Annotated in this window: 20 protein-coding genes and 3 pseudogenes; 12 read left to right on the top strand and 11 right to left on the bottom strand. The window is 59.1% G+C overall.

Annotated elements, in window-relative coordinates; translation table 11 throughout:
• The first annotated feature begins 25 nt into the window (after window positions 1–25).
• Window positions 26–937 (top strand): SIR2 family protein, encoded by a 912-nt coding sequence (locus CK220_RS27585; RefSeq protein ID WP_095814546.1) that lies wholly within the window; start codon window positions 26–28, stop codon window positions 935–937.
• A gap of 455 nt (window positions 938–1392) precedes the next feature.
• Here CK220_RS27585 and CK220_RS27580 read toward each other — a convergent pair whose 3' ends face one another.
• The 5 genes and pseudogenes from CK220_RS27580 to CK220_RS32650 form a co-directional block, all read right to left on the bottom strand.
• A complete protein-coding gene (locus tag CK220_RS27580) occupies window positions 1393–2346 on the bottom strand; it encodes a GDP-L-fucose synthase (protein WP_280952761.1) in 954 nt (317 codons plus the stop codon).
• A gap of 85 nt (window positions 2347–2431) precedes the next feature.
• Window positions 2432–3532: a GDP-mannose 4,6-dehydratase gene (gene gmd, locus CK220_RS27575; RefSeq protein WP_095814544.1), complete on the bottom strand. Its 1101-nt coding sequence runs from the start codon at window positions 3530–3532 to the stop codon at window positions 2432–2434.
• Between the two features lie 142 nt (window positions 3533–3674).
• Window positions 3675–4664, bottom strand: coding sequence for a nodulation protein NodZ (locus CK220_RS27570; protein ID WP_095814543.1), 990 nt, complete (start codon window positions 4662–4664; stop codon window positions 3675–3677).
• A gap of 298 nt (window positions 4665–4962) precedes the next feature.
• A pseudogene (locus tag CK220_RS27565) lies at window positions 4963–5105 on the bottom strand (acyltransferase); the annotation flags it as partial.
• 188 nt (window positions 5106–5293) lie between these two features.
• Window positions 5294–5604: pseudogene (locus tag CK220_RS32650) on the bottom strand (transposase); the annotation flags it as partial.
• A 490-nt stretch (window positions 5605–6094) separates the two neighbouring features.
• On the opposite strand from CK220_RS32650, the gene CK220_RS27560 reads away from it, so the two are divergent.
• The 11 genes and pseudogenes from CK220_RS27560 to panD all read left to right on the top strand — a co-directional run bounded on the left by CK220_RS27560 (window position 6095) and on the right by panD (window position 17834).
• Window positions 6095–6439, top strand: coding sequence for a hypothetical protein (locus tag CK220_RS27560; RefSeq protein WP_095814542.1), 345 nt, complete (start codon window positions 6095–6097; stop codon window positions 6437–6439).
• A 1-nt stretch (window position 6440) separates the two neighbouring features.
• Window positions 6441–7007, top strand: a complete 567-nt coding sequence (locus tag CK220_RS27555; RefSeq protein ID WP_095814541.1) for a DNA-binding protein — start codon at window positions 6441–6443, stop codon at window positions 7005–7007.
• 552 nt (window positions 7008–7559) lie between these two features.
• On the top strand, window positions 7560–7691 hold the full coding sequence (locus tag CK220_RS32860; protein WP_280952760.1) for a hypothetical protein: 132 nt from the start codon (window positions 7560–7562) through the stop codon (window positions 7689–7691).
• 239 nt (window positions 7692–7930) lie between these two features.
• Window positions 7931–9358, top strand: coding sequence for a dicarboxylate/amino acid:cation symporter (locus CK220_RS27550; protein ID WP_095814540.1), 1428 nt, complete (start codon window positions 7931–7933; stop codon window positions 9356–9358).
• 420 nt (window positions 9359–9778) lie between these two features.
• Entirely contained in the window at window positions 9779–10810 is a 1032-nt protein-coding gene (locus CK220_RS27540) for a LacI family DNA-binding transcriptional regulator (RefSeq protein WP_095814538.1), read from the top strand.
• Between the two features lie 550 nt (window positions 10811–11360).
• On the top strand, window positions 11361–13187 hold the full coding sequence (gene nifA / locus CK220_RS27535) for a nif-specific transcriptional activator NifA (protein WP_095814537.1): 1827 nt from the start codon (window positions 11361–11363) through the stop codon (window positions 13185–13187).
• A gap of 370 nt (window positions 13188–13557) precedes the next feature.
• Window positions 13558–14514: a hypothetical protein gene (locus tag CK220_RS27530; RefSeq protein ID WP_095814536.1), complete on the top strand. Its 957-nt coding sequence runs from the start codon at window positions 13558–13560 to the stop codon at window positions 14512–14514.
• A gap of 61 nt (window positions 14515–14575) precedes the next feature.
• On the top strand, window positions 14576–15550 hold the full coding sequence (gene nadA, locus CK220_RS27525; RefSeq protein WP_095814535.1) for a quinolinate synthase NadA: 975 nt from the start codon (window positions 14576–14578) through the stop codon (window positions 15548–15550).
• The gene (locus CK220_RS27520) at window positions 15547–17088 is read left to right on the top strand and encodes an L-aspartate oxidase (RefSeq protein ID WP_095814534.1); all 1542 of its coding nucleotides are present in this window, start codon (window positions 15547–15549) and stop codon (window positions 17086–17088) included. The genes nadA and CK220_RS27520 overlap by 4 nt, the downstream gene beginning before the upstream one ends.
• 33 nt (window positions 17089–17121) lie before the next feature.
• Window positions 17122–17337 (top strand): annotated as a pseudogene (locus tag CK220_RS32645) (3-oxoacyl-[acyl-carrier-protein] synthase III C-terminal domain-containing protein); the annotation flags it as partial.
• 44 nt (window positions 17338–17381) lie between these two features.
• Window positions 17382–17834: an aspartate 1-decarboxylase gene (gene panD / locus CK220_RS27510; RefSeq protein WP_095814562.1), complete on the top strand. Its 453-nt coding sequence runs from the start codon at window positions 17382–17384 to the stop codon at window positions 17832–17834.
• A gap of 358 nt (window positions 17835–18192) precedes the next feature.
• Here the strand turns inward: panD and CK220_RS27505 are convergent, their stop codons facing one another.
• The 6 genes from CK220_RS27505 to queC form a co-directional block, all read right to left on the bottom strand.
• Window positions 18193–18783, bottom strand: coding sequence for a NodA family N-acyltransferase (locus CK220_RS27505; protein ID WP_095814533.1), 591 nt, complete (start codon window positions 18781–18783; stop codon window positions 18193–18195).
• Window positions 18784–19156: 373 nt separating this feature from the next.
• Window positions 19157–19894, bottom strand: coding sequence for a 3-oxoacyl-[acyl-carrier-protein] reductase (fabG, locus tag CK220_RS27500; protein ID WP_095814532.1), 738 nt, complete (start codon window positions 19892–19894; stop codon window positions 19157–19159).
• Window positions 19895–20200: 306 nt separating this feature from the next.
• Complete coding sequence (locus tag CK220_RS27495; RefSeq protein WP_095814531.1) at window positions 20201–21409, bottom strand: beta-ketoacyl-[acyl-carrier-protein] synthase family protein; 1209 nt, start codon at window positions 21407–21409, stop codon at window positions 20201–20203.
• A complete protein-coding gene (locus CK220_RS27490) occupies window positions 21410–21688 on the bottom strand; it encodes an acyl carrier protein (protein WP_095814530.1) in 279 nt (92 codons plus the stop codon).
• A 1012-nt stretch (window positions 21689–22700) separates the two neighbouring features.
• Window positions 22701–22865, bottom strand: coding sequence for a hypothetical protein (locus tag CK220_RS32140; RefSeq protein ID WP_176479233.1), 165 nt, complete (start codon window positions 22863–22865; stop codon window positions 22701–22703).
• Window positions 22865–23563 carry a 7-cyano-7-deazaguanine synthase QueC gene (gene queC, locus CK220_RS27485; protein WP_095814529.1) on the bottom strand — a complete coding sequence of 233 codons (699 nt, stop codon included), beginning with the start codon at window positions 23561–23563 and terminating at the stop codon, window positions 22865–22867. Before queC ends, CK220_RS32140 begins: the two co-directional genes overlap by 1 nt.
• Window positions 23564–23754: the final 191 nt, after the last annotated feature.

Genomic DNA, 23754 nt, shown 5'->3' with positions numbered 1-23754 from the left:
AAGAGAGCGGCAAAGGGATACGAGCATGAACGCAATGACCTCGGGCCACCTCGTGGTCGTTCGGGACAGTTTTGCCGAAAGGCAGCTTGACCTTTTGAAGAAAGCGCTCGCGGCCGACGAGGTCATCCCCTATCTCGGCCCAGGTCTGCTTGAGATCCGCTCCGCGGGACCGCCCGTACCGCATACCCCCGAAGCCGTTGCCGCAGCGCTCAACAAGCGCACGCCAGCCCCTTCGAAGATTCGCACCAACATGTGGTCGGTAGCGCAGTATATCGAACAGCGCCGGCACCGCCGGACCCTTCAAGTTTGGATGGCCGAAATATTCGCGGCCCCGGTGGTGCCGACCATCTTGCATGCCTGGCTTGCAACGCTGCCGCTCTCCGTGATCGTCGACAGCTGGTACGACGGTGCCATGCGCGCGGCTCTAATACAGGCCCGCCGAACGGACGTCGTCGAAATACAGGGCGTAACACGGGCGGACGAGATCGGTGACATTTGGACGAAAGCCTACGATTTGTCCGGGATATTACTCGAATCCGCACCAGCGGCGAAGACGGTTCTCTACGCCCCTCACGGCGGTGCCAGGCCGGCCGCAAACTTCCTCGTGGCAGATTCCGACTACGTTGAAGTGCTGAGCGAAATCGACATCCAAACGCCGATCCCTGACCTGGTGAAGGAACGGCGAGCCAGCCGTGGTCTTTTCTTCCTCGGCTGCCGCTTCAACGATCAGATGCTACGCACCTATGCCCGGCAGATTATGAAGCGCTCCCATGGCCCACATTTTGCGGCAATCGATACAGCAACGCTGACCAGGAACGAGCGGCGCTTCCTTGCAGAAAGGGCAATCACGGTCATTGACATGCCTACGGGTCAAGCGGCGGCCCGTCTGGTCGGACTGGGCAAGACATTGCATGAAAGCAAAAGTGCAATCGCTTGATCCATTCCCAGACGGAGAGCACGGCGACCAAAGCCGTCAGCTACACCACCTAGGGGACACGATCTCGCCTGCGGCAGCGAGCAGCATACATCCACGTCCGCCATTACCGCGTGTACCGCCTTGCCATAAGGCATGCCCCGAGCATGGCGGGCCCCGGTTGGCGTTCGTAGCGATGCCAGGTTCCTAAGCTGCGGCAGCAGTTCTAACTGGCGGCTTGAGTCGACGGCGCTCACGCACAGCCTCCAGGTGCGGCCGGTAATGCGGCCTCCCCATTTGGGCAAGGTTCCGACTGATCCTCTGCATCGCCGGTCGCGGATAGGTCCGGTTTGCACCGTTAGCGCAGGCCAATATTGTGGCCGCCTAGGCGTGTATGCGTCCCTCTCTTCTGTTTGGCCTGACTGAACAAGAATGCACCCGGTCGGCCACGCAGTCCAACCAGGATGCGCGCATCAACATCAAGCCGCATGAACGCGCAGAAAATCCTCATACATCGCTCGCAACCCGGCACCAAGGGAGGTTTTGGCTTTCCAGCCAAGATTACGCATGCGCGTTACGTCCAGTAACTTGCGCGGAGTACCGTCTGGCTTCGTCGTGTCGAAAACCAAGTTGCCCTCCCAGCCGACCGCCGCCTTGACGAGTTCCGCCACCTCGCGAATTGTGACGTCCTCGCCAACGCCAACATTGATCAGGGGCGCAATGTCGGGAGCCGTCAAGGCGTTGAAATCTGAATCTGGCAGGCCAAGCAGGAATGCTATGGCATCGCCTACATCCGACGAATACATGAACTCTCGCCGAGGGTTTCCGGATCCCCAGACCTCAACGGAGGCGTCGCCGTTCATTTTAGCTTGATGAAAACGGCGTATCAGAGCAGGCAGAACGTGGCAATTTTTGGGGTCGTAATTATCGCCGGGACCATATAAGCTGGTCGGCATCAACGTGAGATAGCGTGTCTGGTACTGCCGGTTAAAAGACCAGCACGACTCGATTCCTGCGATTTTTGCCAAAGCGTAGGGACGATTCGTCGCTTCAAGCGGACCGGTTAGAAGGTATTCCTCACGTATCGGCTGCGGGCAGTCGCGTGGATAGATACACGAGGAGCCAAGAAAAATCATCCGTTCGACGCCGGAAGCGTAAGCGGCATCAAAAACACTGAGTTGAATCGCCAAGTTATTATGAAGGAAATCGACGGGGGAGCTAGCGTTCGCCAGTATACCACCGACCTTTGCGGCGCACATAACGACGTAATCAGGCCGCCGCGACATGAAGAAGCTGCGCGTCTCGCTCCGATCAAATAGGTCCAGTTCGCCGTGAGTGCGTGTTATTATTTCATAGGATCCCAACGCCTCGAGCGCTCTCATCGTGGCGGACCCAACAAGGCCGCGGTGGCCTGCTACATAGACTTTCTTCATCTTTATACTTTCCATTGATAGCGCTCTGCGCGCTCCTTGAAGGCCACCATAGCACTCGACAACAAGCCCGCATGGCGCGCGGTTGTCAGCATAACTCTCGTGGACTGTGTGAATGATAACCTTGCTTCATCAGCACTGCGTCACGCTCTGCCATGCGCAAATCTTCCCGAACCATCTCCCTAACCAATTCGCAGAAGGAAATTTTTGGCTCCCACCCGAGTTTTTCTTTGGCCTTGCGCGCATCGCCGAGAAGTGTCTCGACTTCCGCGGGACGAAAGTAACGGGGATCTATCTTTACGATCAGAGCGCCCGTCTTTGCATCGTACCCCTCTTCGTCGACCCCTTCCCCCACCCAACGAATGTCCATGTCGAGTTCAGCGGCCGCGACGGTGACGAATTCGCGCACCGAATGTTGCTCACCGCTAGCGATCACAAAGTCTTCAGCTTGCTCCTGCTGAAGCATCAACCACTGCATCTGAACGTAGTCTCGAGCATGCCCCCAATCACGACGCGCATTAAGGTTGCCCAAGAAGAGGCTCCGCTGCATTCCTAGCTTAATCCGAGCCAAGCCACGCGTGACTTTGCGCGTTACAAATGTTTCTCCGCGCGCCGGTGATTCATGATTGAATAAAATACCGTTACAAGCATACAACCCGTAAGCTTCTCGATAGTTCACGGTCATCCAGTGAGCATACAATTTGGCCACGGCGTAGGGGGACCGGGGATAAAACGGTGTGGTCTCGGTCTGTGGCGTTTCCCGCACCAGCCCGTAAAGCTCGGAGGTCGAGGCCTGATAGTAGCGCGTATGATTGACAAGCCCCAGAATCCGAATTGCCTCGAGGATACGCAGCGCCCCTAAGGCATCGGAGTTGGCGGTGTATTCTGGTTCTTCAAAGGAGACTGCAACATGGCTCTGAGCGGCCAAATTGTAAATCTCGTCCGGCTGAACAAGTTGGATCACGCGCGTAAGGCTGGACGAGTCTGTCAAATCACCGTGGTGAAGTGTAAGATCAACGCCACTTTCATGAGAGTCATGATAGAGATGGTCAATGCGATCCGTATTGAAGAGGGACGAGCGTCTCTTTATCCCATGCACAGAATAGCCTTTTGCTAAAAGCAGTTCTGCGAGGTAGGAACCATCCTGTCCCGTGACCCCGGTGATTAAAGCTACTTTTCTCTTCGACAAGCTTGGATCCTTTTTGATGTTGAGGCGCCCAAGAACCTACTTGCCTGCGGCGGGGTTGCGCGGCGAGAAGGGAATGAACTGGGCAAGGCGAACGGCGACACTGCGCGAAGGCAGCCAGAGTTCGAGCGGGATGCCAACGCTTTCATGGAGCCGGGGAGCGTTCGAAGGCGTTCTCACTCGAGATCAAACGACGTGGGTCATTCAAATCGAATTCAATAATGCGCGGCACGACGAGGCGGGCATAGCGACTGAAGGCGCTAGTCGGAGGAAAGCGAATTACAGTGTCACATCGACCAAGGAGATACATTTCAACGAGAGCGGAAAAGCCCCCTTCCGCGCCCAGTGCTGCACTGTGTAACGGGCCGGCCTGATCCGCCTGGAAGCGTTTTGGGACGGTGAAAAGTTCGGGAAATGCGCCCGACAAGTGATCCACAACCTTGGCGCTGTCTGTGCACAAGAACACCCTAACAGGCCTTGGATGCGGTTGCGCTTTGGCCATACGAATGGCAGTGCATACCTGCTCTAAGGCAAGCTTTTGATCAGCCCAGTAAGGGGTGTGATCCATAATATTCTCGCCGTTGCCGTGGCGGACATGGACTCCAATTATGCTGTGACCCGCGAAATGTTCTTGGTGAAGCGCTTCAATCCGATCCTCGATTTCGGCCCTCGGCGTGATGCTCCGAAATATCGTTCGCTCGGCTTGCTCATCGCAACGCCACATCAAACAAGCATCACAAACTACGGTGTTGGCTTCACAATCATCCTCGGCCCGGAAGAGATCGCTAAGCTCGTCACGTTCTTGGAATATCTGTTCATCCGGGCGGTACACGCAGTCAATGGATGGCTTGTTCCACCACGACGGGAAGAACGGTCCGGGGAATGAGACGTGGTTGATCTGGTCATCGCAAATGACCGGCACACCACCGATCTCCTCAATTGGCTTGAAGAAAACCGGAAAGGCATTCGCAAAAGGGTCGTCAAGGTAGCAAGACCCGCGCCAATCTATTGCTAAAGCTCGCCCCGTCCGATGTGCGTATTCCCACGCCGATGCGAGAGACCACAGGCAATCACCGAGACCCTCGCGCCGTCGAGAAACAACGTACCGATCAATTTTTGTGCCATTAACACGCATCTACATTGTCTCCTTCAGAACACCGTAAGCATTAAGCGGCTTGAATATGTCTGACCCCGCACAGACCAACCGCCAGCGATCGTGGTCGTTGCCAATTGCATTGGTATAATGTTCGTGTCATTGTCTTGAACTGGCCAAGCCATATAGGCTTCTATCCTTTCGGCCCTTGGCCGCTGTGTTGATGGATGCGAGCAGGAACGCGTAGCGCTGGTTCCGCAATGCCGCCGCTCCTTTGCGAGAACTTCACGCCTGGTTTGCCGGCGTCGTTAAGTTGGGCAGGTCTGCTAGCATGGTTTCAGCGGACCTCCGGCCCTGCACCGGTGCGACTTCGAGAGCCTTCGAACGGTTTTGCGTTGAAGACCCCGGTCGGCTCGCAGGTGTTCTCAAGAACTCAGAGAGTTCGAGGTGGTCGGCAAGCTGCAACTCATTTTCCCAGCACAACCTCCACCCATGTCAGAGCGTATGCGAAGACTTCCTCTTTTTCGGATTCGTTTGTGCACCTCACGCGATAGAGCAGCAGCGATGCATGTCAGTTAGCCGGTCTATGAATGACAGGCTCGGATTGGTAAAATCGATTGTTTAGATCGAGAGCATCCACCCTATGGATAAGTGACAGACTGCTCGTCGAAGTAGGCAAACGGCCCGCGAAGCGGGCGCTCCGCAAAGGTCTTCAGGCTCTCATCCAGCCGCTTGTTGATGGCCACGCTCGATGAGGCTCAGGACGCATGGCCGCACAGCTCAGCCATGATCGCATTGTGACTTCCTGGTCGACACCCCTGCACATACATCTGCGCTAGGGTGGCCCCAAGGCGCTTCGAACACTCGGTGGAGAAACGGCCGGCGTGATCCTGGGGAACCCGAAGCTCAAGCACTGGGGACGGGGGGCGCCATATATCACCGAGAGATAGCCCGGCCGCTCCTGTGTGCGTTCTCCATCAGCTCGCCATTGACGGTCCAGGAGGCGTTGTTGACCGGCATCAGTCGGCGGGCCTTGCCTCAGCTCGCGGCGACAGGATCGGGATATCTTCGCGCCTTTCGGGAAGCGGCGGGATGCGGAGCGTCAATACATTCGCTGGAAGGCGCCCTTTGCCAGTGCTTCTTTTGCCATCGCGTTCTCTGGTTCAACGATCCATGTGGGAGTTGGGAAGCGCGACCACCGCTTACACCGAGTAGTGTTCTGCCGGGCCGCTCGCACGAGGTGAAAGCTCACGCTGCGAGCCTGGCCCGGGAGCGCCTACCGACCTGGTGCTCCGAGTAGACCCCATCGGATCGGTTGGAGCCGTGACGTTCCCCCCCTTTTGGAGAGCTTCAGCAAAGCAACCTCCGGGCCAGGCCAACAACCGCCTTTTTTCGGGGTATTTGAAAAATTCACCTTGCCTGCTATGTTGTCTAAAATCGAATTTTGTTGAACGGACCTGCGAGGAACCCCGATGACGAAGACTGCTGTACGTATCCGTCGCGGCCGAGGGTCCGTGGGCAAGCGGACGAGAACCCTTCCCAAACTGGCTGAGAAATTGCAGGTCCGCCGCTTGGCCAGGATTAAGGCCGTCCTGCAGAGGGCGGAAGAATCCGGCCTGCGCGCTGAGAAGGACGGCAGGATTGCGGGCCGGGTGAGTGCTGATCTAATCAAGAAGGCCAAAGCTCGAACCGGATTGACGTCTGATACCGAACTCGTCGAATTTGCGTTGGCTAATGTGGCTCTGGAAGACAACTTCGCCGAGACCTTCAGGAAAACACGGGGAACTGTGGATCCGACGCTGAAGCTCGGATTCTGAATTGGCCGATTTCGACTTTGGTGCGGCCGTAAGATGGTCGCGATTTGACCCCCAAAAAACCTTAAGCCGCCGCCCGGACATGGAGCTGCCTTTCATCGGCAACCTCGTCGGGGCGGGGCAAGGACTGCTGCTGGACACCTGCGTCTACATCGACGGTTTGCAAGGCCGGGCGCCTGAAGCAGTCGCCGACCTCCTCGATGTCAGGCAGGTCAACCATTCCACCGTAGCGATCCAAGAGCTGATGCACACCGTCGGTGTCCTTGACCCGAAACATTCGGGCACGGGCAAGGCTGTCAAGCAGATCGGGACCATGATCAAGGATATGCCTCCCCATCGGGTTTTGGCGCCAGATCCCGATGTCTTGGGCCGAGCCGCCCTTCTGTCTGGAATGCTGTGTCGCCTCCAAGGCTACCAGCATGATTCAAGGCTTCGGGCACTTCAGGACTGCGTGCTGTTCCTGCATGCGCAGAAATTGGGATTGGCCGTTCTAACGGGCAACATCAGCGACTTCGACTATTTACTGCAGCTAATCCCGACGGGTCGGGTTTTGATGTATCGGCCAATCTGAATAGCCCCCGCTCAGCGTTCTAAATATAATCTGGCGATCTTTGCTGCCTCTTAATGACTATGGTCAAGGTAGTGCATGATGTTTTCAGCCCCATATCCTTGCCACAGGATTGTGCCGTTGATGGGGGACAGCACGGAGACGGGGTGGGCCTTGAGACGACGGTTAATTCAGCTCCTAGCCGCGGGTTAGTTACCGCATTTCCATTATTCGTCTTGGGGGCTTTCCCGTCTAATGTCGGGCGTTGGGGCGATGCTCCCGCCACGTACCGCTGTCATCTCCCGTAGAGAACGGCCGTCCAGGCTCTCCCTAAAAACCAAAGAATGATCCACGCGGGACCCTGTCGTCTGTTTCCAAAAAGGGTTCGCCGTCAGACAAGCGGCCACGGAGATGTCGATCTTGGTCGTCGCTTGGAAGGAACGGAGTGCGCTAGTAGCGGCGGAAGGACGGTCAACTGCGTACTCACTGCGACCACCTGATGGCTGCTGATCTCGAGCATAGCGAGGAAGCGCTCGCTCGGAGTTTCGCCCGCCTCTACGCCGGAGCATTCCCACCGTGGCAACCACCGTCAAGGACGACCTGTTGTACGCCTGGCAGAAGCGTGTGCACGCGTCAGGTTCGGAACTTTGGGTTCCTCAAAGTCAGAACTTTGCGTTGCTGGAATTAGCCAGGCTCGAAATCGCATGAATCAACCGATTGCAAGCGGCTGGTTCGGAACTTTGGATATCCCGCCAGCGATCAGTGCAGAAAATCACACCAATCTAGATCTGCAATTGTAGCAAAATACCTAAGACCCGGCGATTTCTTGGCTTGGCACGGCTGTTGCGTCCAGCATTGAAGCAGCGTTTGACCGGAGCGCCGCGATGGGAGAAGCGCGGGAAGGGAGGAAGAGCCCGCCCCACACCGGTCAGGGAGAGAAAACTTACATGTTGACCCCACTTGCCCCCAGCGCAAATCGCGCATCCCGCAAGTCTCTTTGTGGCAAGCCTTACGTGCAGGTGCTTGTCGCAATCATCCTCGGAGTTGCAGTTGGCCATTTTTATCCGCAAATCGGAGAACACCTGAAGCCGCTCGGCGATGGCTTCATCAAGCTCGTCAAGATGATCATCGCGCCCGTAATTTTTCTGACCGTGGCGACCGGAATTGCCGGCATGAGCGATCTTCAGAAGGTCGGCCGTGTTGCCGGCAAGGCGATGGTCTATTTCGTCACCTTCTCGACGCTCGCGCTTCTCGTCGGCCTCATCGTCGGCAATGTCATTCAGCCTGGCGCCGGCCTCAACATCGATCTGACCTCGCTCAATGTCCAGGCCGTCAATGGCTATGCCGCGAAGGCCCATGAGCAGTCCGTGGCCGGCTTCCTGATGAACATGATCCCGACCACGATCGTCGGCGCCTTCGTGGAAGGCGACATTCTCCAGGTGTTGTTCTTCTCCGTCCTCTTCGGCATCGCGCTGGCGATGGTCGGAGAATCGGGCAAATCGGTTCTTTCCTTCCTTCAGGACCTCACTGCACCCGTTTTCAAATTGGTCAGCATCCTCATGAAAGCCGCGCCGTTCGGCGCTTTCGGGGCAATGGCCTTCACGATTGGCAAATACGGCATCGGTTCGGTGGCCAACCTTGCGATGCTGGTCGGGACCTTCTATCTCACCGCCTTTCTCTTCGTGTTCGGGGTTCTCGGTGCAGTCTGCCGTTACAACGGCTTCCCGATCTTTTCTCTTATCCGCTACATCAAGGAAGAGCTGCTGCTGGTTCTCGGAACGTCCTCCTCCGAGGCCGCGCTGCCCTCTCTCATGGAGAAAATGGAAAAGGCCGGAGCCAAGCGCTCGGTCGTGGGCCTGGTCATCCCGACCGGATATTCCTTCAATCTGGATGGCACCAATATCTACATGACCCTGGCGGCCCTTTTCATCGCGCAGGCGACGAATATGGATTTGTCAGTCAGCGATCAGGTCCTCCTGCTGCTCGTCGCGATGCTTTCCTCGAAGGGTGCAGCAGGTGTCACAGGTGCCGGCTTCATCACGTTGGCCGCTACGCTGTCCGTAGTGCCGTCTGTTCCCGTTGCTGGAATGGCGCTGATCCTTGGCGTCGACCGCTTCATGTCGGAATGCAGGGCACTCACCAATTTGATCGGCAACGCGGTGGCATCGCTCGTCGTCGCCCGCTGGGAAGGCGAATTGGATCAGGCGCAATTGCAAGCTGCCTTCTGCGGCCACCAGCCTGCCGCGACATCAACCGACCAGCCACTGACAGCGCCCGCGCCGTGCAAGGCGGCAGCATCGCTACCGGTTGAATCGCCTGGCTGGTCGCAAACGCCCGACAATCGAGCCGCGGGTTCAAAACAGCCTCGCGCGTGAAATCAAGAATCCCGAAATGCAGTGAATGCAAAATCATGTGCGCCTTGCCAAGGTCCCGCACTGGTTACGACACACAAGCCATCGACGATCGGCTTGCTTACGAAGATTGCGACGGTTCGTGGAACCGGGCGCGGAGCTCGATCGGAGCCCCGCGGTCAGCTCTCGTCGAGGCATGGCTGAACAATTCGCCCACGCTCTAGGCAACGAAAGCGACCTTGGCATGGAGGGATCAATCATCTATGGGCATCGATGATGTCGAAGAGGGTCGGAAGGCGCGTGGCTCACGTTCGGCTTCTGCCTCCCACCCCGCCACGACAGGAATTTCCCGGTAGCGAACAGGATCAATGCAGGATGACAGAGTTTACTGAATCTTACCTTTACCGGGTTTCTTCCTGATGTCGTTTTAATCAGACTCCGACCATGGCGAAGCGACCCACAATTGCTGATATCGCCCGGGAATCCGGGCTCAGTGTTGCCACCGTTGATCGAGTTCTGAATGCCCGTCATCCGGTGCGCGAGGAGACTGCGCAGCGGGTCTTTGCGGCAGCACAGGCCATCGGATATCACGCCGCAGGTCTTATCAAGCAGCGCCTGCAGCGGGACCTGCCGCAATATCGGCTTGGCTTCATCCTGAGAAAACCGACTCACCACTTCTACCAGCGCCTCGCGCGTGAGGTTGAAGCGGCGGTCAACGCGGCGAAGTGCTTCCACGGCACTTCGCTCATCGAATTCGCGCCGTCGCATATGCCTTGCGACCTTGTTCCATTGCTCAAGGAATTGGGCGCGCGCTGCCACGCGATCGCCATGGTGGCGCCAGACCATCCGGCGATCACGGCAGCCGTCCAAGAACTCAAGGCAAAAGGCATCCCCGTTTTCTCGCTGCTTTCCGATTTCGCCGAAGGTGTTCGTGAGGGTTATATCGGCCTCGACAACCGCAAGGTCGGGCGGACGACAGCGTGGATGCTTTCAAAGGTTGCAAGACGGCCCGGCAAGGTGGCGATTTTTGTCGGCAGCCACCGTTTTCAGGGGCAGGAGCTGCGGGAGGTCGGCTTTCGCTCTTATTTCCGTGAGAATGCACCGACATTCGAGCTGCTCGATCCGCTCGTGAACCTCGAGGCACGGCAGATCACCTACGAGGCAACGCTGGATCTCATGCAACGGGAACCCGAACTCACCGGCTTCTATGTGGCCGGCGGAGGTATGGAGGGAGCGATCTCCGCGCTCCGTGAAGAAGGCGAAAGCCGGGGTCTCGTCGCGATCGTCAACGAGATCACGCCGGAGTCGCGGGCAGCACTCGCAGATGGCATGATCACGATGTCGGTCGGCACGCCCCAGCGCCTGCTTTGCCAGGAATTGATGACGCTCATGGCCCAGGCCATCAAGGTCGGCACTTCGGAGACGCTTGGGCAGACTTTTCTGCCATTTGAGATCTACCTGCCGGAAAACATCTGAAAGACTGATAAAATACTATCATGAGAACCTGATTTCCTTTCATCGATGAAAGGAAAGCGGCGGGAGTTTGGTTGACTCACCTCTGGCATTCCGGTCGTTTAACAACGAATGATTGCTGCGCGGCGCAAGCAAGTCATCCGAGACGACGACCCGCACTTCATGGAAGAGAAAGGAAAGCCATGCGTCAAGCATCGCTCCGCTTTGCGATCGACAGCATGACGCCGCCCCAATTTGCCAGGGCCGCACTTGCCCGCGGCCCGGGCCTGACTGGCATCGACATTGACTATCATCTCGGCGGCCATCTAGTTGGTCACGAAAAGCCGGCTGCAGACGTCCGACTCCGTGGCCGATCAATCGTCAAGACTGTCTTCATCAAAGCCTTCTCCTGCTTAAATGAACTCCCGCGTGCCAAGCCGAGGCGAGCAAACTCGTCGATTGTGCAGCGGCCTGCAGAGCAAAGACGCCCACGAATGCGATTGGCCAAGGAGATGCGCGCGCCTGACAATAAGCGCACTTGTCTCGAGCATCGATTTCGATTTCACGGCGCGAGATGGATGATCACATCCAGCGCGATGCTCGCGCCTGCGAGCAAAGTGCCAGGCAGATCTGGTCACGCTGCATATCGCTTCCAGAAATGAAAACGCCTAATTCAAAGTCCGAGACGAATCACGTGGTGTCTCTTGTGCCGCTGCGCGAGAGGGCGCCAGATATCTTCGAAACATCGAAAGCACTCACCGCCCCCGCTGCGCTCGAAGCCACGTTGGCCAACGTCGTCGATCTCCTGCCATCGTTGGTGCAGGTGCGGCACGGCGTCATCGCGCTCTTCAACGGTGCCGGCATACCAGACATGATCGTCGGCGCCGGCTCGAGCGAAGGCAGCGATGAGCGCCACCGGAAGCATCTGCCACGGACGGCGATCGACCAGATCATAAAGACGGGCATGGCGCTCGTCGCCGAGAACATAGCGGTCGATCCGGCCTTCAACGCCGCCGACAAGGACGTGCTCGGGGCGTCCGACAACGTGAAAGTGTCGTTCATCGGCGTACCCATTCGCGTCGATGCGACCGTCGTAGGCACGCTGACCATCGATCGCATCCTGGACAACAAATCAGCCTCCCTCCTCGATTACGACCTCCGCCTCCTCACTACGATCGCCAATCTGGTTGGGCAGACAGTGAAGCTGCATCGCCTGTTCGCGTCAGACCGCGAGCGACCGATGGCGGAGAAAATCCGGATGCAAAAGCAATTCGGCGAGCTCAAGCAGCCTGGGCATGAGGGCAAAAGGGCTCATGTCAAGGGGATCATTGGCGACAGCCCGGCGCTGCGCCGGCTGCTTGAGAAGGTCGCATTAGTAGCCAGGTCCAACAGTACCGTTTTGCTGCGCGGGGAATCCGGGACCGGCAAGGAGCTGGTCGCCAAGGCCGTTCACGAGCTGTCGGGGCGCGCCAAGCGGCCGTTCATCAAGCTCAATTGCGCAGCGCTCCCTGAGACAGTATTGGAATCCGAACTGTTCGGTCACGAAAAGGGTGCCTTTACCAGTGCATTCAACTCGCGCAAGGGGCGCTTTGAGCTCGCCGACAAGGGAACGTTGTTTCTGGACGAGATCGGCGAGATTTCGGCCTCGTTCCAGGCAAAGCTGCTGCGCGTGCTGCAGGAGCAGGAGTTCGAACGCGTCGGCAGCAACCAGACGATTAAGGTCGACGTTCGCGTGATTGCTGCCACGAACAGGAACCTGGAAGACGCTGTTGCAAAGAACGAATTTCGCGCCGACCTTTATTATCGCATAAGCGTTGTTCCCCTGCTGGTGCCGCCATTGCGCGAACGGCGCAGTGATATTCCGCTCCTTGCCGCTGAGTTTCTCAATAATTTCAACAGCGAGAACGGCCGTACCCTGGTCTTCGATGCGAGTGCGACTGAAGTGCTGATGAACTGTGCTTTTCCCGGAAATGTCCGCGAACTTGAAAATTGCGTGCAGCGGACAGCGACCCTGTCAACGGGAGCGTCAATCGTCAGAAGCGACTTTGATTGCTGCCAGGGCCGATGCCTTTCCGCGATGCTTTGGAAGCACGCATCGACGCAGGCTGCGCCGCACTCGGAGCCGATCGCACCATCGCCACTGAACCCGGCCATGCAATCGTCTGGTGCTGTTGCTTCGGCGGCTTTTGGGGCCCCGCCTGTTTACAGCGAACAGGCACTGCCAGCGCCTGCTCGGGTGGCCCTCGTAAGCGGCGCGAAGATGACCGATCGCGAGCGTCTCATCGCGGCCATGGAAAGATCCGGCTGGGTACAGGCAAAGGCAGCGCGCCTGCTTGGACTGACGCCGCGCCAGATTGGTTACGCGCTGAGGAAATACGGTATCGAGATCAAGTGTCTCTGACCCGACTGTCGGACTTCCGACATGTCGGGGCCGCGACATACCGAGCGAGGCGAATAGCTGGGACAAATCAAGCGGTGGTGGACTCGGTGAGGCGGTGCAGCCTTCCTGTCGACGCCGGCTGCTATCAAGAACGGCCCGCTTTCGGCGAGCTTTGGCGCCGCTAGGCGCTGCTCGGCCGACAGCCTGAGATCGCCCAATCCACGTCTCTCCTCACCCGGCGTCACCCACGGCGAGTGTCGCGTTTGGCATATTTTTGTCCAGGTGCGAAGAGGTAAAATCTCAAGAGCGCGTCGTGTTGCGCGACGAGTGTATGATAAAAGAGCAGAGCTAAATCGGTTAGACGGGTGCTCTGCTAACTAGGCCAGGAACCATGGACCAGGCAAAGGGACCGAGGAAAGGCAGAGCTATAGGCAAGACCAACGACGTCAACGCGGACCTGATCGCAGTCGTCGTCGCCGTGAACGACGCTGGACCATGTGTTCTGACCATCGAACAGGGTGCCGCCCTTCCCTCGGGCCCGTTTGAGCTCGCTCATCGTTCGCTCCAGTCGGGCCTCAGAGCATGGGTGGAACTGCAGACCGGCCAGCCTCTCGGCTACATCGAGCAGCTCTACACCTTCGCCGATCGCGATCGAACCGGCGGCAACGAGCGCGTGATCTCGATCAGCTATCTCGCACTCACGCGCGAAGAAGATGCGGGCGCCTCGGGCAGGCGCAGATGGGCGAGCTGGTACGACTATTTCCCCTGGGAGGATCATCGCTCCGGCAGGCCCCCGATGCTGGAAGAATTGTGGCCGCGGCTTATCGAATGGGCGCAAGACGCGGACGACGGCGCGACGCGCTTCGATCGCCGGCGGCGAGCGGCGGTCGCCTTTGCCATGGACAACCGGGCATGGAACGAAGAACTCGCGCTGCAGCGCTACGAGCTGCTCTATGAAGCCGCCCTGGTGGAGGAAGCAAAGCGCGGGGGAGATTCTGCCATCCTCGCTCCGGTGCCGGGCAGATCGATGAGCGGCGATCATCGCCGCATTCTGGCAACGGCTATTGCGCGGCTGCGCTCCAAGATCAAATACCGGCCTGTTGTGTTCGAACTGATGCCGCCGCTCTTCACGCTTTTACAGCTACAGCGAACCGTGGAGGCGCTCTCCGGCAGGCTCATCAACAAGCCGAACTTTCGCCGGCTCATAGGGCAGCAGGAGCTGGTTGAGAAGACCGGAGCGACGACCGCCGAGACTGGCGGCCGGCCGGCGCAGCTCTATCGCTTCCACCATGCTATTCTAAACGAGAGGCCTGTGGCCGGCACAAAATTGCCGCTCGCACGGGCTTGACACCACTTATAGTCACAACGATTATAGCCTTATTATCGCGTTGACTATAACTGGAGGCTCGATGAGCGCCGTCCTGCCTTCGAGCGCCGCACTATACGACCGCGTTCGGCGCGTTATCCCCCCGATCGAGTGGCCGGTCTTCGTTGACGACATCGACGCGATCCTGAAACTGAAGCGACAGCGCAACGCGGTCATCCTGGCACATAACTACCAGACGCCGGAGATTTTTCACTGCGTGGCTGACATCGTCGGGGACAGCCTGGCGTTGGCCCACAAGGCGATGACAGTCGACGCCGATGTAATCGTACTAGCCGGCGTGCATTTCATGGCTGAAACAGCCAAGCTCCTCAATCCCGACAAGACCGTGCTCATCCCGGATCTCGCCGCCGGCTGCTCGCTGGCCGACTCGATCACGGCCCAAGACGTGCGCCTGATGCGACAGCGTTATGCCGGTGTTCCGGTCGTCACCTACGTCAACACCTCAGCCGCGGTGAAAGCTGAGTCAGACATCTGCTGCACCTCAGGCAACGCGCTCGCAGTGGTGAAGTCGCTCCGGGTGCCGCGCGTGATCATGCTGCCCGACGAATATCTGGCGAAGAACATCGCGCGACAGACGAAGGTTGAGATTATCGCCTGGAAGGGGCACTGCGAGGTGCATGAACGCTTTGAAGCGGCCGACATCCGCGAGCTGCGTGAAGCGCATCCCGGCATCAGCGTACTTGCCCATCCCGAATGTCCGCCCGCGGTCGTGGCCGAAGCCGACTTCGCCGGCTCGACGGCGGCGATGTCCGACTATGTCGCGCGGCATAGGCCGGCGCGTGTGGTGCTGATGACGGAATGTTCGATGAGCGACAATGTCGCGGTCGAGCATCCGGACGTGGATTTCGTGCGTCCATGCAATCTGTGCCCGCACATGAAACGGATCACGCTCGCCAACATCCGCAGCGCGCTCGAGGAGAACCGTCACGTCGTCACCATCGATCCGCACGTCACTGAACGGGCCCGCTGGGCTGTGGAACGCATGCTCTTTGTATGACGCCCGACATCCATGACATTGGCGGGGCGCCGGTCATCATCGGCGCTGGTCTCGCCGGCCTGCTGACGGCGCTTCATCTGGCGCCCCAACCGGTCGTTCTTCTCTCCAGAACACCGCTCGGGACCGAAGCCTCGAGCACGCTTGCACAGGGCGGGCTCGCAGCCAGCCTCGGCGAGGACGATACCCCGGAACTCCACCTCACCGATACGCTTGCTGCCGGTGACGGCCACTGCGACGAACAGATGGCCAGGCGGGTGATTGAGGCCGCACCTAAAGCCATCGAGAATCTCATCCGTCTCGGCGTTCCCTTCGACCGCTCACTCGACGGGAGGCTGCGGCTCGGCCTGGAAGCGGCGCATTCGCGTCGCCGCATCGTCCACGCCGCCGGCGACGCAACCGGCCGCGAGTTGTTTCGGGCGCTGCTCGGCGTGGCGAGGCGAACCCATTCGATCACGATCATGGAAGGCATGACAGCGCTTCGCTTGGTTGTGTCGGAGGGCAGCATTGTGGGCTTGCTGGCAGTCTTGCACGGCGGCGTGTTCGCATTGCCCACACGCCGCGTGGTGCTGGCGACCGGTGGGATAGGCGGGCTGTTTTGCGACACAACGAACCCGCTCTCCTCATTCGGGCATGGTCTGGCGCTTGCCGCCTGTGCTGGAGCGGAGCTCGCCGATCTCGAATTTGTGCAGTTCCACCCGACCGCGCTCGATGGTCCGCGCCGACCAATGTCGCTTGTCAGCGAAGCGGTACGAGGCGAAGGCGCGGTGCTGACTGATGAAGACGGCCGTCGCTTCCTGGCCGACACACCCGGAGCGGAGCTCGCATCGCGCGACGTGGTTGCGAGGGCGATCTCGGATCAGCTCGCTGTCGGGCATCGGGTCTATCTCGATGCCCGACATTGCCTTGGGCAGAAATTCGCAAGACGCTTTCCGGCGATCGACGCTATTTGTAAGCAGGCCGGCATCGATCCGGCTGTGGAGCCTATTCCTGTGCGTCCCGCTGCTCACTATCACATGGGCGGAGTGGCCGTTGATGCCGAAGGGCGCAGTTCCGTTAGCGGCCTGTGGGCCTGCGGCGAAGTCGCATGCACGGGACTGCATGGCGCCAACCGGCTTGCCAGCAACTCTCTCGCGGAAGCTGTTGCGACAGCAGTCTGGGTCGCGGCAAGCGTGGCTGGATCTTGCGCCGGTTGGCAGTGGCCCAGGCTTCCCGCAACCATTCCCGTCCGACCCGACCCTTCACCCATACGCCCGCTCGTGTCGAAAGCGCTTGGCATAGTTCGGAATGGCAAATCAATGCGCGACACGGTCGCGACAGTGCTGCCGATCGCCGTCGGCGAGACGGCCGCGGCCGATCCGGCCCTGGTGACACTGTTGATGGCGATCGCAGCCCTTCGACGCGAGGAGAGCCGCGGTTCACATTACCGATCCGATTTCCCAGGGCGCGATGCTGCCGCCCTCCCCTCACGACTGACGCTCTGCACAGCCTTTGAGAATGCCGTCACGATCAGTTGGCAAACATCCGAACGGAGCTGTTGATATAACTTCACCTGCACCGCTTACCTCGGTTGGTTCGTGCAGCATCAGGCCAATGTTCGATTTTTCGTCGTGGTCCGGAGGAACCTCGGCATAGCCGATCGCGCAATCGTCACTATGGCAACTCTTCCGCCGCGACGATCCGATCTTGCTCTCGCTCGCCCATCGGGCGCAGCCTTTTTGGCCGAGCGAGAAATTCTTGGGGGCGGCGGGTGCGGTCTCAGCGGCGGTGCGCTCGCCGTTGTGATTTAGCCGGGCGTTGCCAGGATTCACCTTGTATGCTGATGAGGACAACAATGCGAAAAATAGTGGCCGGCAAGCTGCACGGCATCCACGTCACCGAAGCGAACCTCAACTACCATGGTTCGATAACGCTCGACCCCGACCACTGCGAGGCAGCCGGGATCCTGCCGATGGAATTCGTGGAGATATGGAATAGGAATTCCGGTGCGCGGATTTCGACCTATGTCATCCTCGGCGAGCGCGGTTCACGCTGTTGCATTCTCAACGGAGCGGCGGCTCGTACCTGTCAGCCCGAGGACCCGATTATTGTCTGCAACTCCATCTACCTGGACGAATCGCATATCACCTTGCTGAAGCCGCGGATCGTCACGTTCGACCAGGATAACTACATACTCGACCGCCTGAGCTACTCCGTCGATCTTGACACAGATGGCCGTTACAGTTTCTCCATTCTTGACGAGGCGAATGAGCCTTTGATCATTCCTGCCCTGGTCTCCGGGGCGTGAGCCGCGCTCCACAGATGTGCGAGCCTCTTCGCCCGTTGAAACTTGCCGGTGCCGAGAGCGCCAAGACTCGACGAAGTTGCTGACGCTCAGCTTCGAAAGGCCGACGCCCCCGCGCTTTCGGCACGGCGGGCTTCGTGGTATGGGGCAATGTCTCGCATCTGGTGACGGCGATTCAGGTCCGGAACGTCTGTGCGCGCGGAACCCCGCGCCTGGGTCTAGATGCGCAGATTTTGCATGTTAATTCAGCCTTGATTACCCACAGCTAACGTGAATGGGAACGCTTATTCAGTCGGAGCCGCTCTGCAAACACGCGCCGCTGCGTTGCGTTCAGCGCGATCACCCGGCACTTCAAGATGTGTCATAGCTCCGGACCGTTCCGAACGATCAGGGTGCCGGATGGCCACTCGCTCATCGAGCGTCCAATCGGCACAACCATGACGAGCACGTCCTCGACGCGCGTGGGCGGGAGGTCCAGATACACATGTGGGAGAGTGGACCGAACGCGCACGCCCGACACAATCGCCGCCAGGCCGTCTCTGCAGAACCTCTCCATATGGTTCCGCATCGCGCGCCGAACGGTGCCGAAAGCGAATGGAACCCCAAGCTGCCGCAATACCGGATATAGAACGCGCATCGAATGACCGATCCCTTGTCCCTCAAGATCTGGACGCACCCCGTACAACCCCAGGTCGGCCACTAGGACCTCGACCTCGTCAATCTTGATGAAGCGGCGGAGTATGCCGATATGAGCCGCTACGCCGTGCGCGTCGTAGCTGATTGCGCGTAGCTCCGGCCTCGCACCGGCCCAGCTACGGCCGCCTTCGAATGGCTCTGAGTTGAAGGCGCCAGTCGGTCCATACGTCTTTTGGAAGAACTCGGAGAGTTCGACGTGGTCGGTCTGTTGCAAGTCACTTTCCCAGCACAACCTCCACCGCACGTCAGAGCACATGGAAAAACCTCTTCTTTGTTGCTGTTTTGTTTGGGAAGCGCCTAGCAGGGGGATGCTTGTCGGCATCGAGCCGGCTCGATGTAGCTTGCGCAGGTCACCGTAGAAACTAGCCGCAATAACAATGCGACTCCGTTGTGTTGCGAGCACACCGGAAGGCGTATGCCCGAAAAATACTGCTCGGAGCCAATACAAACATGGATAATTGCCCTTTTGGCTTGCATCTTTGAAATCTTGCTATGCGACGTTCTGCAGAATTGGCAAATCGCGTGTTTCGAATGAATGCATTGCTATGGATAGGATAGCATCCGCTTCAAAGAGCTTGATCTAAGCCTCCACGGTTGATGCGCCCATCGGGGCGCACTGAACTTTTAGGCTAAATCATTGCCATGCCGCCGTTGACATGAATAGTTTGGCCGGTGATGTAGGCGGCCTCGTTCGAGGCTAGGTAGACCACGGCCGAGGCGACTTCCAAGCCGGTGCCCATGCGCCTGGTCGGAATGGCGGCCATGATCGCTTCTTTCTGCCTGTCGTTCAGCTTGTCGGTCATGGCCGATTCGATGAAGCCCGGCGCCACGCAGTTCACCGTCACGCCGCGTGTCGCGATCTCCTGCGCCAGCGATTTCGACATGCCGATCATGCCGGCCTTTGAGGCGCAATAGTTCGCCTGGCCGGGATTGCCGATTACGCCGGACACGGAGGTGATGTTGATGATGCGGCCGTTGCGGCGGCGCATCATCGGATGGGTCAGTTCACGTGTGAGCCGGAACACGGCGGTCAGGTTGACCTCGAGGACCGCGTCCCAGTCCGCGTCCGACATGCGGACAAAAAGCCCGTCCTTGGTGATGCCGGCATTGTTGACCAGGATGTCGACGCCTTCGAGTTCGGCTTCCGCGTTTGCGCCCAGGGCCTTGACCTCGTCGCGGTTCGAGAGGTTCGCCGGAAACAGTTTTGTCCGCCCGCCAAGTTCGGCAGCCAATGCTTCGAGCTTTTCGACACGCGTGCCGTGCAGGCCGATGGTTGCGCCCTGCGCGTGCAGCGCCCGCGCCACGGCCTCGCCGATTCCACCACTTGCTCCGGTGACGAGCGCCTTGCGGCCGGTCAGATCGAACATTTATCGATTTCCTTTCTAAGAACCGGCTTCGCACGGAAGCGGTCACTGGCGGCTCATCCAGACTTTATCTGCTACAGCTTTGAACAGGCCCTCGAGCCGGCCTCGACGACCTCACTTAACCTCCGGGTAGCGGTACGACCAAATCCCCTCAACAGTTGAGAATTTTGCAGAAACGGGCCGCGGTTCGTCCAACTTGCGCCACCACTTGGCGCATTCACCGAGGCGGTCCAAGGCGACGTCCTTTACGATCGTGATCGGCAAGGATTTGACTTCCAGACAAAGAGTTACTGGCATTTCGCATGGGTTCTACACCTGCTTGAACGCCAGAACTGCGTTCATGCCGCCCATGGCGAAGGCGTTGCTCAGTGCCACGCGTACCTTGCGCTCGCGCGCCACATTGGGCGTGACGTCGAGATCGCAATCGGGGTCTGGCTCGCGATAATTGGCCGTCGGTGGCACGACGCCCTCCTGGATCGCCATCACGCAGGCGATCATTTCAAGTGCGCTCGCCGCGCCGAGGCAATGCGCGTGCATGGACTTGGTGGACGAGACAGACATCGAATAGGCATAGTCTCCGAAGACGCGCTTGATCGCCGCCGTCTCGGTCTGATCGTTGGCCTTGGTGCCGGTGCCGTGGGCGTTGAGGTAGTCCACGTCCTCGGCATTCAACCCGGCGTCGGCAAGGCAAGCGCGCATCGCGGCCTCCGGCCCTTCGATGGAAGGCGCGACGACGTGGAAGGCATCGCCGGACAGGCCGATGCCTGCGATCTCGGCAAGCATTGTGGCACCGCGCGCCGCGGCATGCTCATAGCTTTCCAGCACGGCCATGCCCGCACCCTCGCCGATCACAACTCCCTTCCTGTCGGCGGAGAAGGGCCGGCAAGTATCCGGAGCGAGGGCGCGCATTGCTTCCCATGCCTTCAGCTGAACGCATACGAGTGGCGCTTCTGCGCCTCCGGCAAGCATCACGTCGGCCCGGCCGAGCCTGATCTGATCCGCTGCCGAAGCGATCGAATGATTGGCTGATGCGCATGCAGACGCGATGGCAAAGACCGGCCCGCGCAGGCCGAGGCTCATGCTGACCTGGCTGGCAGCGGCGCTCGGCAATCCCTTTGGTGCAGCGTAGAGGCCAGTACGCTTCGCGCCGTCCAAAAACAGAGCGCGGTAGGTTTCTTCGACCGTTCCCCAGCCCCAGCCGCAGACGCCCACTGTCGCGCCTAAGCGATACGGATTTCCCTCGTCGCAGGAAAGCCCGGCGTTTTGCACGGCTTCGCGCGCTGCAAGCACTGCGAGCAAGCTGAGGCGGTCCATGGTGACGAGCCGGTTGCGGCCGATGTCATGCTTGGGCAGCTCCTTGATCTCGGTACCGACAGTGCCCTTCATCTCATGAAGCTCGGAAGTGACCATCGGGCCGATGGCGGAGCGGCCTTCGCGCATCTCTTTCCAGATAGAAGCGGCGCTGTTGCCTAGGCCGCAAAGCCCGCCCAGCCCAGTAATGACGACTCGCCTGTCCAATCAGACCTCCTTCACCAGCAAACCGCGGACGGCTTCCACCATGTCGCCGACATTCTTGAGATTCGACCAGGCGTCGGCCGAGTTCATGTCGATCTTGATGCCGTGGGCCTGCTCCACATCCCACAGGAGATCCGCCAAACCCAGGGAATCGACTCCGAGCGAGGTCAGTTCCGTGGCAGTCGTTATTTCGCCGATGTCGGACACACTTCCCTCGCCGTTTTCCAATTCGATGCGCTTCTTGATCGTGGCAATGATTTCCGTTGCGAGTTGATCGGCCATTCTGTTCCTTTCCATAGTAATGCCTTTTGCCATGGGCGCGGCGCCATGCCCTTGCCAGCCGCGTCGCGACAATCGTCGCTGACTAGGCTTGTGCCACTTACGAGTACCAATTGATGATAGAGATGGTCTGCGGCGTGGAGTCGAAGAGCGTTGCCGCTACCCGATTTAGGACCGGCGCACCGAGCATTTCGGATGTGCAAGTGGACCGTCGCCAAGCGGCTCGGCCGCCTTCGAATGGGTTTGCGTGAAGACCCCAGTCAGTCCATAGGTCCTCCGCAAGAATTCGGAGTTCGAAACGGTCGGTTACAACTCATTTTCCCAGCACAACTTCCGTCGCACGTCTGAGCTCATGATATATTTTCCTTTCCGACTCCTTTTTCGCAGTCGTCACACGTAGCGAGTGTTCAGTGTGTGTGAGGTGCTGTGGTCAAATGCGAGATTTCGGAGGATTGATAAAATCGTTTGTTTCGATGAGACCCATCTACGCCGTGGATACATTTTAGGGATCGGGCAAGCCCTCTGGCGGTGGGAGATAATGCTACAGATGCATCCCGCATGGGCACTCCATGCAAAAAGCTCGGCACGCCTCGGGCGCTGCTACATGCTCAGCGCCTCACACTCGCTCTCCGGTTTCGACGATGCGTGGGCGGATAGCACAAGGCACAAAGGTCACCGATCCGCAGGGCGGGTTCATCCTGTGGGTCGGGCTTGGCGAACACCACGGATCCGCTCGAACTTTTCAGCCCTGCATCGCCAGGACATCGTGATCGCCCAAGCAAGATGTTCAGCGCCGGCCTACTTTCGCCACTGCTCCGTCTTGGGCCGGGGGGCGAATTGGGCGATACTACGTGGACGACTCCGCCGTCCCGTATCGGCGCAAGGCGGACGCGCTGGAGAGAGGTGGCCGACCGCAGCACATACGGATCGGGGGAGCGGTCGAGACGGTCGGCAATCATGGCGTCAGAGGCGTCAGGCTCGCGCGCGCCGCGGATCGTTCGGCTCAAAGCATTGTTCAGTTCGTGGTAGCGAACACCCTTCCCGGAGCGGTGTTGAGTCTGACATCCTGGGCCCGCTGCAGCTCATCCCAGGACAGTTTCCAGCGCACGTCTGAGCTCATGCCAAAGATTTTCCGTTGATGCGAGGCCGAGAAGTGGAATTCCTTGGTGATGCGGAACATCAGGCGCTCCTCCTCCGCAGCGCCTCGAGCCAGAAGTCGGCGTCTTCGTAGTCGGTTGGATCAGCGTGCCTCGCGAGATGAAATGCCTCGCGCCGCTCCACGCAGGTCCCGCATCGTCCGCAGTGAAGCTCGCCGCCCTTGTAACACGACCAGGTCTCCGCAAATGGGGTTCCGTGTCTTGCTCCATCCCGGACGATGTCGTCCTTCGTGAGGTCGACGTAGGGGGTATAAAGGCGAATCTCCGCGTAGCCGTCGAGCGCGCGGTCTTGCATCACCTGGAAAGCTTCGATGAAGGCCGGACGGCAATCTGGATAGATGAAATGGTCCCCACCATGTACGGCCATCGCCACCGCTTCGGCGTTGTATGTGGCGGCGAGACCGAAGGCGATCGCCAACATGATGGCGTTCCGGTTCGGCACCACCGTGATCTTCATCGTGTCTTCGGCATAGTGTCCGTCCGGCACGTCGACATCATCGGTCAGCGCTGAACCGGAAAGGGCGTGGCCAATTTCGGGGATGTTGATGATCTGGTGCAAAGTGTTCAGTCGCTCCGCGCAGAGAGCGGCAAAGACCAATTCTTTCCTGTGCCGTTGGCCGTAATCAAAAGACACCAGGCCGGCGAGTTCGTGCTCCGCTGCCACGCTGTGAGCAAGGGCAACGGAGTCCAATCCGCCGGAGCAGATAACGAGAGTCTTCATTGTGGGATCCTTGTTTTAACCGGGTAAGGCTGCGACCGGAGATTTCTCTACGCCCCTCCTACCTCAGCGAGTCAATGTTGTGAACCCGGTGTGAGTCTAATGCGCTGCGCTGACGTGCCGTGGTGCAGAAGTGGTGCAGCAGGGTCCCGACAGCGGGGCTGAGCCTCGTTCCTGGATTTCCAAGCCCAAGC

It is taken from the genome of Mesorhizobium sp. WSM3860, from assembly GCF_002294995.1.
In the GTDB taxonomy this organism is placed as follows: domain Bacteria; phylum Pseudomonadota; class Alphaproteobacteria; order Rhizobiales; family Rhizobiaceae; genus Mesorhizobium.
Note: the sequence above shows the minus strand (reverse complement) of the source record. Positions and strands in the feature narration are given on the sequence as shown.